The organism is Klebsiella sp. 141198 (assembly GCF_050600785.1).
In the GTDB taxonomy this organism is placed as follows: Bacteria; Pseudomonadota; Gammaproteobacteria; order Enterobacterales; family Enterobacteriaceae; genus Klebsiella; species Klebsiella aerogenes.
This window is the reverse complement of the sequence record NZ_JAQIRM010000005.1, coordinates 329,832-346,194: the sequence shown is the minus strand read 5'-3', so window position 1 is coordinate 346,194 and position 16,363 is coordinate 329,832. Positions and strand designations below refer to the sequence as shown.

The 16,363-nt window shown below is 57.9% G+C and carries 12 protein-coding genes; 4 read left to right on the top strand and 8 right to left on the bottom strand.

Annotation, left to right across the window (positions count from 1 at the left end; genetic code table 11):
• Nucleotides 1-33: 33 nt before the first annotated feature.
• Nucleotides 34-1,548, bottom strand: coding sequence for a dGTPase (gene dgt, locus PGR10_RS19310; RefSeq protein ID WP_113374437.1), 1,515 nt, complete (start codon nucleotides 1,546-1,548; stop codon nucleotides 34-36).
• Nucleotides 1,549-1,631: 83 nt separating this feature from the next.
• Here dgt and mtnN point away from each other — a divergent pair, with 83 nt between their 5' ends.
• Genes mtnN through PGR10_RS19295 form a run of 3 tightly spaced genes read left to right on the top strand, consistent with a single transcriptional unit; the run spans nucleotide 1,632 to nucleotide 3,781 of the window.
• A complete protein-coding gene (gene mtnN / locus PGR10_RS19305; RefSeq protein WP_015704439.1) occupies nucleotides 1,632-2,330 on the top strand; it encodes a 5'-methylthioadenosine/S-adenosylhomocysteine nucleosidase in 699 nt (232 codons plus the stop codon).
• Nucleotides 2,323-3,123 (top strand): vitamin B12 ABC transporter substrate-binding protein BtuF, encoded by an 801-nt coding sequence (gene btuF / locus PGR10_RS19300; RefSeq protein WP_087860848.1) that lies wholly within the window; start codon nucleotides 2,323-2,325, stop codon nucleotides 3,121-3,123. The genes mtnN and btuF overlap by 8 nt, the downstream gene beginning before the upstream one ends.
• 34 nt (nucleotides 3,124-3,157) lie before the next feature.
• Nucleotides 3,158-3,781 (top strand): TRIC cation channel family protein, encoded by a 624-nt coding sequence (locus PGR10_RS19295; protein WP_087860849.1) that lies wholly within the window; start codon nucleotides 3,158-3,160, stop codon nucleotides 3,779-3,781.
• Nucleotides 3,782-3,860: 79 nt separating this feature from the next.
• Here PGR10_RS19295 and erpA read toward each other — a convergent pair whose 3' ends face one another.
• Entirely contained in the window at nucleotides 3,861-4,205 is a 345-nt protein-coding gene (gene erpA, locus PGR10_RS19290; RefSeq protein ID WP_008807363.1) for an iron-sulfur cluster insertion protein ErpA, read from the bottom strand.
• Nucleotides 4,206-4,286: 81 nt separating this feature from the next.
• Complete coding sequence (gene clcA / locus PGR10_RS19285; protein ID WP_075052432.1) at nucleotides 4,287-5,705, bottom strand: H(+)/Cl(-) exchange transporter ClcA; 1,419 nt, start codon at nucleotides 5,703-5,705, stop codon at nucleotides 4,287-4,289.
• Nucleotides 5,706-5,884: 179 nt separating this feature from the next.
• On the opposite strand from clcA, the gene hemL reads away from it, so the two are divergent.
• Nucleotides 5,885-7,165 carry a glutamate-1-semialdehyde 2,1-aminomutase gene (hemL, locus tag PGR10_RS19280; RefSeq protein WP_045376565.1) on the top strand — a complete coding sequence of 427 codons (1,281 nt, stop codon included), beginning with the start codon at nucleotides 5,885-5,887 and terminating at the stop codon, nucleotides 7,163-7,165.
• A gap of 117 nt (nucleotides 7,166-7,282) precedes the next feature.
• On the opposite strand, the gene fhuB is transcribed toward hemL, so the two are convergent.
• From fhuB to mrcB, 5 genes are all read right to left on the bottom strand, one after another.
• On the bottom strand, nucleotides 7,283-9,265 hold the full coding sequence (gene fhuB / locus PGR10_RS19275; protein WP_087860851.1) for a Fe(3+)-hydroxamate ABC transporter permease FhuB: 1,983 nt from the start codon (nucleotides 9,263-9,265) through the stop codon (nucleotides 7,283-7,285).
• On the bottom strand, nucleotides 9,262-10,152 hold the full coding sequence (fhuD, locus tag PGR10_RS19270) for a Fe(3+)-hydroxamate ABC transporter substrate-binding protein FhuD (protein WP_430923958.1): 891 nt from the start codon (nucleotides 10,150-10,152) through the stop codon (nucleotides 9,262-9,264). The genes fhuB and fhuD overlap by 4 nt, the downstream gene beginning before the upstream one ends.
• The gene (gene fhuC / locus PGR10_RS19265; protein ID WP_213317272.1) at nucleotides 10,152-10,949 is read right to left on the bottom strand and encodes a Fe3+-hydroxamate ABC transporter ATP-binding protein FhuC; all 798 of its coding nucleotides are present in this window, start codon (nucleotides 10,947-10,949) and stop codon (nucleotides 10,152-10,154) included. The genes fhuD and fhuC overlap by 1 nt, the downstream gene beginning before the upstream one ends.
• 45 nt (nucleotides 10,950-10,994) lie before the next feature.
• Nucleotides 10,995-13,205, bottom strand: a complete 2,211-nt coding sequence (fhuA, locus tag PGR10_RS19260) for a ferrichrome porin FhuA (protein WP_430923957.1) — start codon at nucleotides 13,203-13,205, stop codon at nucleotides 10,995-10,997.
• Nucleotides 13,206-13,447: 242 nt separating this feature from the next.
• Complete coding sequence (gene mrcB / locus PGR10_RS19255; protein ID WP_087860854.1) at nucleotides 13,448-16,000, bottom strand: bifunctional glycosyl transferase/transpeptidase; 2,553 nt, start codon at nucleotides 15,998-16,000, stop codon at nucleotides 13,448-13,450.
• Nucleotides 16,001-16,363 lie beyond the last annotated feature (363 nt).

Genomic DNA, 16,363 nt, shown 5'->3' with positions numbered 1-16,363 from the left:
AAAATTTATTGTCCGTCTTTACAAAACTCAGACTTATTCCACCGCCATCAGACGACGATATTCATCCCACGCATACAAATCCGTCATTCCGCTGATATAGTCCTGAATCAATCGACAACGGTAATAATACTCCAGCACGGGATATTCTTCGGTATCGCGCGAAAGCTTATTTACCGCCTCCACATAAGCCAACCGATGTCGGGTTGAGAGTTTCTGGAACAATCTCGAAGCAATAGGCAAACTGCGTACCCGCTCTTGTTCCACCAATTGGCTGAACTCCTCCAGCGATAATTTCAGCAGCGGCTCGTAGATATCCAACAGCCCGCTGATAACGCGGTAGCCCTGTAATTCCAGCTGTTCAACATCAGGATGGCTAAACACCTGTTTTATGGCGACGTTTTTATAAAGTTCAAGTAGCTGACTACAATCGCTATCGTCCTCTAACAGCGCATGATTAAAGTCGCCGCTAAAAATTGCCGGTAAGTTTTCGATAAATCGATGCGCCGCATAAGGCACCAGTTTATTCAGCGTATTGACCCGTAAATACATAAAGAACTGATCTTCAGTGCTGCGGCTGAGTGAATTAGCACGCGATTTCTCCCACGCGTTTTCTACGACTTGTGCGAACAGCGATCCTTTTTCATGAACGCCCCATGCGTCATACAGATGCTGATACAATTGCTCCGCGCTGAATATCCTTTTTTCCACCGCATCTTCGAGGTCAGCAACACAATATGAGATATCATCGGCAGCTTCCATAATCCACGTTAATGGGAAACGATTGTAAGGCGCCAGATCCAATTCTTTACGCAGCCGCGCGATATACTCTTCTTCGGCTAAATAATAACCAGGCTTTTTCATTAAATAGCTATGACTGGCTGGCGTCTCTCCCCGCCACCACGCCGGCCGCGTATATTTCAGAATGCAGCCGACCTGGGTCCAGGTCAGGTTCATACGCATCAGCGTGTGCACCAGACGGATACCCTGAGCATTACCTTCAAAGCAGCACAAATCCTGACGCACTTTACGCCGTAGTTCGTTGAGCAGCCCTTCGCCATCATGCAGACGCAGCGCGTCAACCTGGCAGCGATCCTGGCTTAACGGCTGGCTGGCGGCATCTTTCGGCGCTAGCCGTTTGCTGAACCAATCGTTAATTGCCGCTTCGCCAAAATGGCCAAATGGTGGATTGCCGATATCGTGCATCAGGCAGGCCATCTCCACCACGCTTTCAAACGGGCCGCTCAGTTCATCCAGACCGTAGCGTTCCAGCAGCTTTTGCTCCTTCAGGCGGCTTAGCACCTCTTTGGCGATGTAGCGCCCGACCTGCTGGACTTCGAGCGAATGGGTGAGACGTGTGCGGACCGCCGCGTTGCGCTCAAGTGGAAAGACCTGGGTTTTTTGCTGCAGCCGCCGGATAGCCGGAGAATTGATAATGCGCCCGCGATCGCTTTCAAACACCCGCAGGATCTCGCGTTCCGTCTCTACCCCCTGCGGCGAACGGTAGCGCCGACGCCAGTGAATCTTGTTGCGAAAATCAATATTTGCCATAGCCTCTCCCGCGCGAGCAATACGCTTCCCCTTAAGCGCATGATAGACTATGCAGCTAATCCTGACATATCGCGAGTAAATCTATGAAAATTGGCATTATTGGCGCCATGGAAGAGGAAGTTACTCTTCTGCGCGACAAAATCGAGAACCGCCAGACTATCTCTATCGGCGGTAGCGAAATCTACACCGGCCAACTTCACGGTACCGAGGTTGCTCTGCTGAAATCCGGCATTGGTAAAGTGGCAGCCGCCATGGGTGCGACCCTGTTGCTGGAGCGCTGCAAACCGGATGTGATTATCAATACCGGTTCCGCGGGCGGTCTGGCGCCGACGCTGAAAGTCGGCGACATCGTGGTCTCTGACGAAGCGCGTTATCACGATGCCGACGTCACCGCGTTTGGCTATGAATACGGCCAACTGCCGGGCTGTCCGGCGGGTTTCAAAGCTGATGACAAACTGATTGCCGCCGCGGAAACCTGCATCAAAGCGCTGAATCTCAACGCCGTTCGCGGGCTGATCGTCAGCGGTGACGCATTCATCAACGGCTCGGTAGGGCTGGCGAAAATCCGCCACAACTTCCCGCAGGCCGTTGCCGTAGAGATGGAAGCGACCGCCATCGCCCACGTCTGCCATAACTTCAGTATTCCATTTGTGGTGGTACGAGCAATCTCTGACGTCGCTGACCAGCAGTCGCATCTCAGCTTCGACGAGTTCCTCGCCGTTGCCGCCAAGCAGTCCACCCTGATGGTGGAAAATCTGGTGCAGAACCTGGCGCGTGGCTAAGTCGCTACAGAAGGCGTTAACCGCCCTGCTGTTACTCGCCCCGGCGTGGCTTTTCGCCGCGCCGCGGGTGGTGACGCTCTCCCCGGCCAACACCGAATTGGCCTTTGCTGCCGGCATTACGCCGGTCGGCGTCAGCAGTTATTCCGACTACCCTCCCGCCGCGGCTAAAATCGAACAAGTCGCCAGCTGGCAGGGAATGAACCTTGAACGTATTGTCGCTCTGAAGCCCGATCTGGTGCTGGCGTGGCGCGGCGGCAATGCCGAACGCCAGGTCAATCAGCTCAGTTCGCTGGGAATCAAGGTTATCTGGGTCGAAACGGGTTCGATTGAGCAAATCATTAGCGCTCTGCGGATGCTGGCGCCGTGGAGCCCGCAGCCGGAAAAAGCCCGTCAGGCCGCGCAGGCGATGCAAGACGATTACCAGGCGCTAAAAGCCCGCTATGCCACCGTGCCGAAAAAGCGCGTATTTTTACAGTTCGGCGCCAACCCGCTGTTCACCAGCAATAGCGCCTCGATCCAGAATCAAGTATTGAGCCTGTGCGGCGGAGAAAATATTTTTGCCGCCAGCCGCGTTCCCTGGCCGCAGGTTAGCCGCGAACAGGTGCTGTCACGGCATCCGCAGGCTATCGTCATCACCGGCGACGCCAGTAAAATCCCCGCCGTGGATCGCTATTGGCAAAATCAGCTCACAATTTCGCTCATCGCCTTACATAGCGACTGGTTTGAACGCGCGGGCCCACGTATTATCCTTGCCGCAAAACAACTCTGTACTGCGCTTGAGCAGGTAAAATAACCGCCTGGCAGCAGGCTTATAGCGGGAACTGACGATGCTTGTCTATTGGCTGGATATTATTGGCACAGCCGTATTTGCTATCTCCGGCGTATTGCTGGCGGGAAAATTACGCATGGACCCTTTCGGCGTGCTGGTATTAGGCGTGGTTACCGCCGTGGGCGGCGGGACGATCCGCGATATGGCGCTGGCCAATGGCCCGGTGTTCTGGGTTAAGGACCCTACCGATCTGGTCGTGGCGATGGTCACCAGTATGTTAACGATTCTGCTGGTACGCCAGCCACGGCGCATGCCGAAATGGGTACTGCCGGTATTAGATGCCGTCGGCCTGGCGGTGTTTGTCGGCATCGGCGTGAATAAAGCCTTTATTGCCCATACCGGCCCGCTGGTAGCTATTTGCATGGGCGTGGTCACCGGCGTCGGCGGCGGGATTATCCGCGACGTGCTGGCGCGAGAAATTCCGATGATTCTGCGCACCGAAATCTATGCCACCGCCTGCATTGTCGGCGGTATCGTGCACGCGACGGCGCACTACACCTTTCAGCTGTCGCTGGAAAACTCGGCGATGTTAGGCATGGTGGTGACGCTGGTAATACGCCTGGCGGCGATTCGCTGGCACCTCAAGCTGCCGACCTTTGCGTTGGATGATAACGGACGGTAATAAAAGCAAAACGGTAACCTCATGGTTACCGTTTTTCGTATTCGTTGCTCTCTGTGGCAAAGAGCTAGTGTGACTACCTTTAAACGCTGAACGAGGAGCCGCAGCCGCAGGTGCTTTTCGCATTCGGGTTGGTCACGATGAAACGCGAACCTTCCAGACCTTCGGTATAGTCGACGGCGCCGCCAACCAGATACTGCAGGCTCATTGGGTCAACCACCAGGCCGACACCCTGTTTCTCGATAGTCATATCGCCTTCGTTGACCTGATCGTCAAAGGTGAAGCCATACTGGAAACCGCTGCAACCGCCGCCGGTGATGTACACGCGCAGTTTCAGGTTCGGATTGTCTTCATCCGCAATCAGATGTTTTACTTTGTTCGCTGCGGCTTCGGTGAACTCCAGCGGCAACGCTACGTCATCACTCATTTTTTGCTCCCATTGATACTTCCGGCCGATTAAAGAATAACCGGACCTTTTGAGCCATTATCTAATACCCTGGTAAATCGTTCAAGTATTCTCCCGGGGTACCTGCTGCGCTTTCGCCGCCTCTTCGGCCTTCTGTTTCGCCAGGGTACGCTGCAGAATGGTCGAATACAAAGGTTTACCGCCGAGGAACTGCGCCAATAGTGTTGCCCCAAGGCAAGTAATAATCATTGGCAAAATGAGCTGATAGTTATCGGTCATCTCCAGCACCAGCACAATCCCGGTAAGCGGGGCGCGTACCGAAGCCGCCAGCAACGCCCCCATCCCGGCGATAGCGAAGGTACCGGCATCCAGATGATAGGACGGAAACAGCGGGATGGCAGCCATGCCGAATGCCGTCCCCAGCAGCGTGCCGAGCGCCAGCATCGGAGCGAAAATCCCCCCCGGCGCGCCGGAAGAGAAGCACAGCAACGTGGTGATGACACGCGCAATAAAAATGAACAGCAGCAGCCCAACCGAGAAGTTGCCGGCAGCGGCGATCGGGATAAGGTTAAAACCGCCGCCCACCGCGGTCGGCTGCATCAGACCCAGCAGGCCGCACAGCCCGCCGATAAGCCCGCCAATCAACACCCATTTTTTGATATTGCCGCCATGGAGGCGCTGGAACATATCCTGCGTCCGCAGCACCAGGGTATTAAACAATGGCCCGAAACAGCCGAAAATCATGCCCAGCACCAGATACAGCCACAGGGTATTCACCGGCGCATTGCTTAACTTGCCGACTTCGATAATCGCCCCTTCGCCGTTAAAAATGCGAAATACAATGCTCGACATGATCACGCCGGTAAACACGGCTTTAATCGAAATCAGATTGTAGCGGAACTGCGGGCGCATCTCTTCGATGATAAACAGGATCCCCGCCAGCGGCGCGTTGAAGGCCGCGGAGAGGCCCGATGCCGCACCGGTAGCCAACAGCGTGTGCCGCGCTTCCGGGCTGCGCAGACGAAACACATCCACCACCATGCGCCCAATATTACCGCCAAGCTGCACCATCGGCCCTTCGCGCCCCAGCACCATCCCGGCGCCCAGGGTTCCCATGCCGCCGATGAATTTTACCGGCAGCACGCGCCACCAGCGTACCGGGCGCAGCTCTTCCAGCGCGCCTTCGATTTCCGGGATCCCGGAACCGCCGGCTTCCGGCGCAAAGCGGCGCACCAGAAAATAACCGACCATCGCCAGCAGCGCCGACAGGATAAAGGCCAGCGGCCAGACGAGGTACCAGTGGTCCGCCACCTGCACCAGGGCGCCAATTCGCTGGTTCTGTACCCAGTTCACGCTCTTTTCAAACGCCACGCCCACCAGCCCGGCCAGCGTGCCGACTACCGCCGCCATCAACAATACCGCCAGCGGCGTTTTGTCGCGTTGAATTAACCGGCGGACCGCATCGCTACGGCGCACGCGAACAAACTGATGTGCTTCAAAAGAGGGAGTTTCTGCTTTCATGCCATTATCATTTATTGGTAATACAAATGAGAAGAGAGGCATTCTAGCCGCCTCCGCGCCGCGCGTCGCCAAAAAATTGTTTCGTCTACTTAATGTTTCAATTGGGCAAAACTTTCATAACCTTCATGGAATAACTTAGAATAGCCCGATAACTTTATTCACGAACCAGGATCCTGGCCATGAGCAAATCTGAAAATCTGTATAACGCCGCCCGCGAACTTATCCCCGGCGGCGTCAACTCGCCGGTCCGCGCCTTTACTGGCGTCGGCGGCACCCCGCTGTTTATTGAACGTGCGGATGGCGCCTACCTGTACGATGTCGATGGTAAAGCTTATATCGATTATGTCGGTTCCTGGGGCCCAATGGTGCTGGGTCACAACCACCCGGCCATTCGTAACGCGGTGATTGAAGCGGCAGAGCGCGGGTTAAGCTTCGGCGCGCCAACCGAAATGGAAGTCAAAATGGCGGAACTGGTTACTGAACTGGTACCGACCATGGATATGGTGCGCATGGTAAACTCCGGCACCGAAGCCACCATGAGCGCCATTCGCCTGGCGCGCGGCTTCACCGGCCGCGACAAAATCATCAAGTTTGAAGGATGCTACCACGGCCATGCCGACTGCCTGCTGGTGAAAGCCGGCTCCGGTGCGCTGACCCTCGGCCAGCCGAACTCGCCGGGCGTACCGGCCGATTTCGCGAAGCATACCCTGACCTGCACCTATAACGATCTTGCTTCGGTTCGCGCGGCGTTTGAACAGTATCCGCAGGATATCGCCTGTATCATCGTTGAACCGGTGGCCGGCAATATGAACTGCATTCCGCCGCAGCCGGAGTTCCTGCCAGGCCTGCGCGCGCTGTGCGACGAGTTTGGCGCGTTGCTGATTATTGACGAAGTGATGACCGGCTTCCGCGTCGCGCTGGCCGGCGCCCAGTCTTATTACGGCGTGGAGCCGGATCTGACCTGTCTGGGTAAAATCATCGGCGGCGGTATGCCGGTGGGCGCTTTCGGCGGCCGCCGCGAGGTCATGGACGCGCTGGCACCGACCGGTCCGGTATACCAGGCCGGTACGCTGTCAGGCAACCCTATCGCCATGGCCGCAGGCTTCGCCTGCTTAAGCGAAGTGGCGCAGCCGGGCGTGCATGAAACCCTGACCGAGCTGACCAATCAACTGGCGGATGGCCTGCTGAACGCGGCGCGCGAAACCGGGATCCCGCTGGTGGTGAATAATGTCGGCGGCATGTTCGGTATCTTCTTTACCGATGCCGAAACCGTCACCTGCTATCAGGACGTGGTGAAGTGCGATGTTGAACGTTTCAAGCGTTTCTTCCACCTGATGCTGGAAGAAGGGGTTTACCTCGCCCCGTCGGCATTTGAAGCCGGCTTTATGTCCGTCGCCCATAGCGAAGAGGATATCAACAACACTATCGACGCCGCGCGTCGGGTGTTTGCCAAGCTGTAAGGTACTTGAATGCCTGGTGGCGCAGGGATTTTCCCGGAGGCGGCGCATTGCGCCTTCTCCGGGCTACCAAATCGAGCGGTACTGTAGCCACCGGGGATGTTGAGGCTATCGGGATCGTTAGCGGCTCTGCTTTCTCAGCAAATAGATAAAATACGGCGCGCCGATAAACGTCGATAACAAACCTGCCGGGATTTGGTAAGGGAACATTATCATTCGCCCGCACCAGTCGGCGAACACCAGCAGCATCCCGCCAATCAGCCCGGAAATCACCATATGCGGCATCGTCCGGCGGAATCCCATCATCCTCGCAATGTGCGGCGCCATTAAACCAACGAAACTTAACGGCCCAATGGTTAGCGTCGCCGTTGCCGTCAGGCTCGCCGCCAGCAGCAGCAACCCAATACGCGATGGCGTCAACGCCATTCCCACCGCTCGCGCCGCCTCGCCGCCGAGCGGCAGGATGGTCAGCCAGCGGCGGCAGAGCGGCACCAGCGCCAATAGCGCCAGCATTACCACCCCGCTACGTAGCACCATCTCAGGCGTCGCGCTATAGGTCGAACCGGACATCCACGTCAGGATCTGCGCCATTCGCGGATCGCCGCTGGCCTGTAGCATCATCAATAGCATGGTGAAGGCGGTACTTAGCGCCATCCCCGCCAGCAACATCCGGTGCGGCGAGAATCCCCCGCGCCCGGCGGCAACAAGGATAACCAGCAGCGTCGCCGCCGCGCCAAGACTGCCGGCTGGCAGCAGCCAGATAAAGGCGTTGCCCGGCACAAAGAACAGCATCAATACCACGCCAAACGCCGCGCCAGAACTGATACCCAGCACTTCCGGGCTGGCCATCGGGTTACCGGTCAGGCGTTGAATAATGCAACCCGCGACGGCCAGCATCACCCCGGCGAACAGCGCCGAGAACACCCGCGGCCAGCGCCAGGGCATCAATTGCTCCAGCAGATCGCCGCTGGCCCACTGCCACTCCTGCGCATCGCGGCCAAAGGTCAGCGCGGCGGTTACCGCCAACAGCATCAGCGCCAATCCGCCCAGCGCGAACCACTGCACGTTGCGGCGCTCAATCAGCGCTTTATCGCCGCCATTCATCACCGGCGCGCTGATGCTACGCAGCCGCGGCAGCAGCCACAGTAATAAAGGCGCGCCAATCAGCGCGGTGACTGACCCGGTCGACACCTCCCGCCATACCCGGCTGAGCCAGAGAATAATTTGGTCGGAAAGCCACAGGATCAACGCGCCAAGTAGCGCCGCCAGCACCAGCCGCGATAGCAGGCGGCGGGCGCCGAGCATTTTCGCCAGCAGCGGCGCGAACAGACCGATAAAGCCGATAATACCGACCGCGTTGACCAGCAGCGCGCTTATTACTATCGCCAGGGTCAAGACGCCAAGGCGCGCCAGAGAGAGCGCCAGCCCGAGATTCCGCGCCACGCCATCATCCAGCCCCATCAACGTTAACGGGCGTAGCAACAGCAGCGTCAACATCGCGCCGCCAAGCAGCTGCGGCCACAGGCGCTGCGCCACGCTCCAGTCGGTCTGCGTCAGCGTACCGGTACTCCACAGGAACATGCTTTGCAGTTGGTCGTGATGGAAAATCACCATCAGCTGATTGACCGCGCCGCAATAGAGACTCACCACCAGGCCGGCCAGAATCAGCGTCACCGGCGACAGACGTTTGCCCCACGAGACGCCGAACACCAGCGCGCCGACCAGGCAAGCGCCTGCCAGCGCGGCAAACTGCGACGCCAGCACGCCTGGGATCGCCCATAACGTCGTCACCGTCATTCCAAGCTGCGCGCCGGTGGCGACGCCGAGCGTGGTCGGCTCCGCCAGCGGGTTACGCAGCACCTGCTGGAACAGTACGCCAACGAGCCCCAGTCCGGCGCCGACCAGCAGCGATACAGCCAGCCTCGGCAGCAAGCTGTAATGGAACAGCATCTGGGCGATATTATCGCTATCCGGCTGCCACAGCGCCTGACGCCACTGCGCGTAAGGTAAAGCAACCTGAAGGTTGATGATGCTCAGCGCGAAAGCGGCAACCAGCAACACGACCAACAGGATAATGGCTAACGGCGAGAAACGCGCCTTCATACCGCCCTCCCCTGCGCATCGGCCAGTACGCGGGCGAAATGCATCGCCGACAGCGTCGCGCCATAGAACCACACCGCTGGAAGACGCTGGAAACGCCCCGCGCGCACGAAAGGCATCGCCTGCCACAGCGGGGTCGCCATCAGTTGGGCCATCTCCCGTTCGTTGCCGTGATCGAAACAGATAACATCGGCCTCTTTAAATTCCGCCAGCCGATCGATGCCTACGGTGATACTGCCCCAGAATGCCGCTTCACCGCGCCAGGCGTTTTTGATGCCAAAACGATCGAGCACTTCCTGGAACAGGCAGTTCTCGCCGAATACCAGCACATGTCGGGCATCAAGTAGCGAAATCATCAGCAGCGGGCGATCGCCACGGTCGGCAAATCGCGGACGCAGGCTTTCCATCAACGCGTCGAACTCCGCCAGATGGCGCTTCGCCTGCTGCTGTTTACCCAGCAGATCGGCCATTTCCAGCAGCGAACGCTGAGCCATCGCCAGCGGCCGTTTGCCGTCGCTGAAGGTGAAACCGCGACCGGGCGCGATACGCGCCAGCTTTTCCGGCGACGGGCCATAGCCTGCCGACCAGACGATAAACGACGGTTTCATCTGCGTCAGTAATTCAAGATTGGGTTCAGTGCGCAGGCCGACATCAATCACCGAGGCGGGTAACGCCGGCTCATTGACCCACAGGTTGTAGTTGGGAATATCGGCCACGCCGTAGGGCGTAACGCCGAGCGCCAGCAGCAGTTCGGCCGGCAGCCACTCCAGCGCGACGACGCGCTGCGGGTCAACGTTCGCCGCCTGCGCGCCGCGCATCTGCCACAGCAGCGGCGACAGCGCCATTGCCGTCAACAGGAGCCGGCGTGAGAAGAAGTTCGAATTTTCCATCAATAGACAAAACTTACCGGCGCTGCGCCCGCCGGGTGCGGCAGGATCCCCATCGGGATGCCGTAGATTTGCTCCAGCGTTTCGCTGCGCATCAGCTCCGCGGGCGTCCCCTGGGCGATCATTTCACCGCCGCGCAGCGCGACCAGATAATCGCAATAGCGAGCGGCCATATTAATATCGTGCAGGACCGCGATCACCGTCAGGCCGCGCTGCTGGCTGAGACGATGCACCAGCGCCAGCACATCGACCTGGTGGGCGATATCCAGCGCCGACGTCGGTTCATCAAGCAGCAAACAGCGGCTGTCCTGCGCCACCAGCATGGCGATCCACGCGCGCTGGCGCTCGCCGCCGGAAAGACTGTCCACCAGCCGATGCGCCAGCGGTTTCAGCCCCACCAGCGCAATCGCCTCTTCTACTTTTTCGCGATCCGCCACGCCGAAGCGCCCCAGCGCGCCGTGCCACGGATAGCGGCCAATCGCCACCAGCTCGCGCACCGTCATCCCTTCCGCCGCCGGCAGCTGCTGCGGCAGATAGGCCACTTTGCGGGCAAACGCCTTACTGCTCCAGCTGTCCAGCGGCTGGCCGTCCAGCAGCACATCGCCATCGGAAGGCGGCTGATGGCGGCCAAGCATTTTCAATAACGTGGATTTGCCGGAACCGTTATGGCCTATCAGGCCAGTGACTTTTCCTGCCGGGAAGGTCAACGAAAGGGGATGAAGCAGCGTGCGGCCAGGCACGCGAAAGGTCACGCGATTTAACGCAAACGTCGTCTCAGAGTGCGGAGTCTGTTCCTGCATAGCAACAACCTGATATTGGGCGCGGCGAACCGCGCCCGTGAGTAGTTAGAAGCGGAAGGTTGCGGTAGCAACAACCTGACGTTCCGCTCCCCAGTAGCATGCGTACTCGCTATAGCAGCTGGAGACATATTCGCGGTCAAACAGGTTGTTGACGTTGACGCCGACCGAAGACCCCGGCAGACCAAAGCGCGCCAGATCGTATTTCACCGTCGCATCCATCAGCGCATAACCGGCCACATTGAAGGAGTCATTTTTCTTACCGGTGCTGGTGTCATTTTTGTAGTAGCTGACTGTAGAACCGATATAACGCGCGCCCGCGCCAATGGTCAACCCGCTGAGCGCAGTTTCGTGGAAGGTGTAATCCGCCCACAGCGAGGCCATATTACGCGGCACTTCCGCCGGGCGCTTGCCTTCGAAGACGGTGTCGTGGGTGTACTCGGCATCGGTGTAGCTATACGCCGCGGTCAGGTTGATATTGGCATTGACCGCCGCTTTCGCCTCCAGCTCAAAGCCGCGGGAGCGGATTTCACCGGTTTGTACGCTGAACAGTCCGGTCGGATCGTTCGGGTCTGCCGTCAGGTTCTTATCTTTAGTCAGCTGATAGACCGCCGCGGTTACCACCACCGGCATATCTTTCGGCACATACTTCACGCCGGCTTCATACTGCTTTCCGCGCGACGGATCGAACGGCTTGCCGGTGCTATTGGAACCCGATACCGGTTCGAACGATTCGCTGTAGCTGAAGTACGGGGAGATGCCGTTATCGAACAGATAGTTGATCCCGCCGCGCCAGCTGAACTGCTGGTCGTGATTTTCCGCCATGCTGCTGGAGGAACGGGTGAAGGTAGACGTGGTGGCGTAATCGTAGCGGCCACCTAAGGTCATCACCCATTTGTCCCACTCCATCTGATCCTGCGCGTACAGCCCCGTCTGCTCCATACGGTTAAGGACCGCATACGGGAAGTTGACGTTCACGTTCGGGTTGCCGTACTGCGGATTGGTCATGCTAATGGCATCGGCCGTGCCGTAGTCTGCGTCAACGTCGTTACGCATCCGCGAGTAGTCGACGCCGGTCAGCAGCGTATGGTTCACCGCGCCGGTAGCAAAATCAGACTGCAGTTGCGTATCAACGGTAAAGGTATTCAGGTGCTCATCGGAACGCACGTAGGCACGATTGATTTTCCCCGGCTCCTGGTAACCATTGCCGTAGACCGAACGATACAGCGTATGCACGTCGGCATAGCGCAGGTTCTGACGTACGGTAAAGGTGTCATCGAACTGGTGGGAGAAACTATAGCCAACCATCTGCTGGCGACGCGCCATCTTGTTATCGGACTCGCCTTCGTTGAAATCGGTCGGCAGCTTGTGGGGCTTACCGTTGGCATCGTAATACGGCACCACGGTGCCTTCACGCGGCAGCCAACCGTAATAGCCGGCATACGGGTCATTCTGGAAGTTGCTGAGGAAGGTGAAATCGGTTTTATCATCCGGACGCCAGCTGAAAGACGGAGCGACGGCGTAACGGGTCGATTTCGCCATCTGCTGCTGCGCATCCTGGCTGCGGCCTAATCCGGTCAGGCGGTAAGACCACACGCCGTCATCATCGATGGCGTCGCTGAAGTCGAAACCGGTTTGCCACAGGTTATCGGTGCCCATCTTAAACTGTACTTCTTTCAGCGGCTCGGTGGTCGGACGCTTGCTGACCATGCTGACGATACCGCCCGGGTTGCTGTTGCCGTACAGCACCGAAGTTGGCCCGCGCATCACTTCCACGCGTTCCAGGAAATACGGATCCATGGAGACTTCAGAGTAGTTGTTACCCTGCAGCTTCATGCCATCCAGATACTGGTTGGTGTTCACCGTGCTGGATGTGGTGAATCCACGAATGGTGACTACATCATAGGTGGTCGAGCTACCGCGGGTAGAGAATACGCTCGGGGTGTATGAGAGCGCTTCTTTAACCGTTGTCGGCTGCTTCATGTCCATCTCTTCGCGGGTCACCACGGAGATAGACTGCGGCGTTTTTTCAATGGGAGTATCGGTTTTGGTCGCCGTGGCGGAACGCTTCGCCGCGATAGTCGGAGCCGGTCCCCAGGCGCTTTCCTGGCTGGCGGGCGCCGCGGTAACGACGAGGGTTTCTTCTTTCGGTTGTTCCGCAGCCTGTGCATAGACAGACATGCCGCTAACCGCCGTGGCTACTACGACTGCGATTTTACGCAGCGAGTGATTTGGCTGAGCAGTTTTAAGACGCGCCATTGGTATATCTCTGATGAAAGTGAATGATAACGTAAACGAGAATTATTATTATGACGGGTGACATAATAGGCGAAACGCGGAATCTAAGGCAAGCGCTATGCCGGGAACGAAATGCCAAGGGATTAATAAATAACCAGACGGTTATTAGGGAGTTATCACGGTGTTACGCAGATGCCCACAATAAAAAAGCCCCTTAATACTTTCGTATTAAGGGGCTGTTCAGACGTTCAGCTTAAACGGTTTTAGTTGCCGCCAAACATATCTTTAATCCAGCCGGCCACGCCATCGCTCTTCTCCTGCTTCGCAGGTTGCTGCTGTTGCTGCTGCGGTTGGTTAGCAGGCTGCTGCTGCCCGGATTGGTTGAACGGGTTATTGGCTTCCTGTTGTTGCTGCTGTTGCTGCTGCAGGGCTTCGCCCTGACGGCACAGCGCATCCGGCGAGGTGGTCCACACCGGCAGGGTACGCATACCGCCGCTGCACTGGAAGTAACCATTGCTGTCCACGCCCATATCCACCACGTCTTCCGGCGGCGTCAGCGCCAGTGGCGTCGGGGTCTGGTTAGCCAGATAGCGCTGATAAATCGACATCGCGCCGCTGGCCCCGTACAGCTTGGTTGGCTGGTTGTTATCGCGGCCAACCCAGGTAATCGTCACCTGGCTGCCATCGATACCGGCAAACCAGGTATCCACGTTGTTGTTGGTGGTCCCGGTTTTACCCGCCAGATGCAGGCCAGGATACTTGGCGCCAAGCTGACGGCCGGTACCGCGCTGCACCACCTGCTGCATGGTCCACAGGGTCATATAGGCCGCCTGCGCCGGAACGGCGCGTTCCGCCTGCGGGTAGCTCTGGTACAGCACCGTACCATCTTCAGCAATCACGGAACGCAGCGCCGACAGCGTCGCGCGGTTACCGCCGCTGGCGATGGTCTGAAATGCCTGCGCCACTTCGATTGGCGTCAGGTTGAGGGCGCCGAGGATCATCGCCGGAACCGCATTCAGTTGCTCTTTCGGTACGCCCAGCTTCTGCCAGGTATCGGTGATCGCCGGCAGACCCAGCGACATCCCGAGGTTAACCGTCGGCACGTTCATCGAACGGGTCAGCGCATCCACCAGCATCACCTGACCGCTAAAGCGACGATCGTCGTTCTGCGGCGACCAGGTCTGGCCGTTAGCCAGGCGGATCGTCACCGGCGCATCGGCAATCCATGTATTCAGGCGGTACTGGTTCGGCTGGCTCAGCGCGGTCAGATAAGTGGCCGGTTTCGCTAACGAACCAATCGAACGACGCGCCTGCATCGCGCGGTTGTAGCCGGCAAACTGCGGCTCCGCGCCGCCGACCATCGCCCGGACTTCACCGGTAAAGCGATCGACCACCACCATGGCGGTTTCCAGATCCGGCAGCTTACGCTGTTTCTTCAGTACCGGGATCCCTTCAATGGCCGCTTTTTCCGCCGCCTCCTGAGCCACCGGGTCAAAGGTGGTAAAGATCTTCACGCCGGAGAGATCTTTCACTTTATCGCCCAGTTTCGCCTGCAGCTCCTGACGCACCATCTGCATGAACGCCGGCTGCGGAGAAATCACCCCGCCGCGCGGCTGCACGCCCAGCGGACGCGCGCTCAGCATATCGTACAGCTCCTGGTCGATAACATTCTGCTGCTGCAGCAGACGCAGCACCAGGTTACGCCGCTCCAGCGCCAGTTTCGGGTTACGCCACGGGTTGTAGATTGACGCGCCTTTGACCATCCCGACCAGCAGCGCCTGCTGGTCAAGGCTCAGCTCTTCAACCGGGCGGCCAAAGTAGTAAAGGCTCGCCAGTGGGAAACCGCGGATTTCGTTATCGCCGCTCTGGCCGAGATACACTTCGTTCATGTACAGCTCAAGGATACGATCCTTGCTGTAACGGGCGTCAACAATCAGCGCCATATAGGCTTCGTTGGCCTTACGCCAGTAGGAACGCTCGCTGGAAAGGAACAAGTTCTTCACCAGTTGCTGGGTCAGGGTACTCGCCCCCTGCACCGTACGCCCCGCCGTCAGGTTCGCCAGCACCGCGCGGCCCATTGAGTACAGGCTGATGCCGTCATGCTCGTAGAAGTGGCGGTCTTCGGTCGCCAGCAGGGTATCCACCAGCAGATCCGGGAAACCGCTACGCTTAACGAACAGGCGCTGCTCGCCGTTCGCCGACTGCAGCATGGTGATCAGGCGCGGATCGAGACGGAAGAAACCGAACTGACGGTTGTTATCCATATTCTCGATGGTATCCAGATGATCGCCATCAAAGGTCAGACGCGCGCGTACCTGCCCCTCTTTGCTATCCGGGAAATCGAACGGACGACGGATCATCTCGATGCTGTTAGCCTGTACGGTGTATTCGCCAGGACGCGTCATTGCGCTGACCTGACGGTACTGGGTCGCATTAAGCAGGCGCACCATCTCGTTTTTGCTGATCTGCATATCCGGCTCAAGGTTGACCATCCGGCCATACACTGCCGCCGGCAGTTCCCAGACTTTACCGTCAATGCGGCTGCGAATTTTCTGGTCGAGGTAGACGCCATAGGCGGCGATAATTACCGCAAAGACAATCCCCAGCTTGACCAGCAGCCACAGCCAGCTGCGCTTACGACGAGGCTTATTGCCTTTGCCCTTTCCTTTCTTCGGCATCGGTCGTTCATCCTCATAATCGTCATCGTAATCATCGTCGTAGTCCTCATCCCGGACCCGGCGACGGGTGACTTTTTGTTTTGCCGGGCGTGAAGGTCTCCCTTTACGTCCGATAGGCTCGCGGTCATCTCCCGCCATGCTTTTTCTCCGCAACTTTCAGGCGTAAAGGCCTGATTCTCAATACTTCCCCCTTTAGGAGGAAGAAGATATCTCTCAATTTCACACCCGCCGCGCTGCCGCGGCCGACGTCTTTCATATCATCTTCGAAGAATAATTCATTAAACAAATCATATAATTATCTGTTTAAGCTGAAGAATATCTCCGGACATAGCACGAATTGTCCAGGCCACAGAGAATAGCACTAATCCGCGACATTCTTAACCAGCATTTTACAACCGCAAAACGCGATAAACGGTAAAATATGATGTTTTTTAATAACATAAATATTGCGCCGTGTGACTGCGGCCAGCGATTTTCGGAACCGCGCCCACAGCAAGGGTG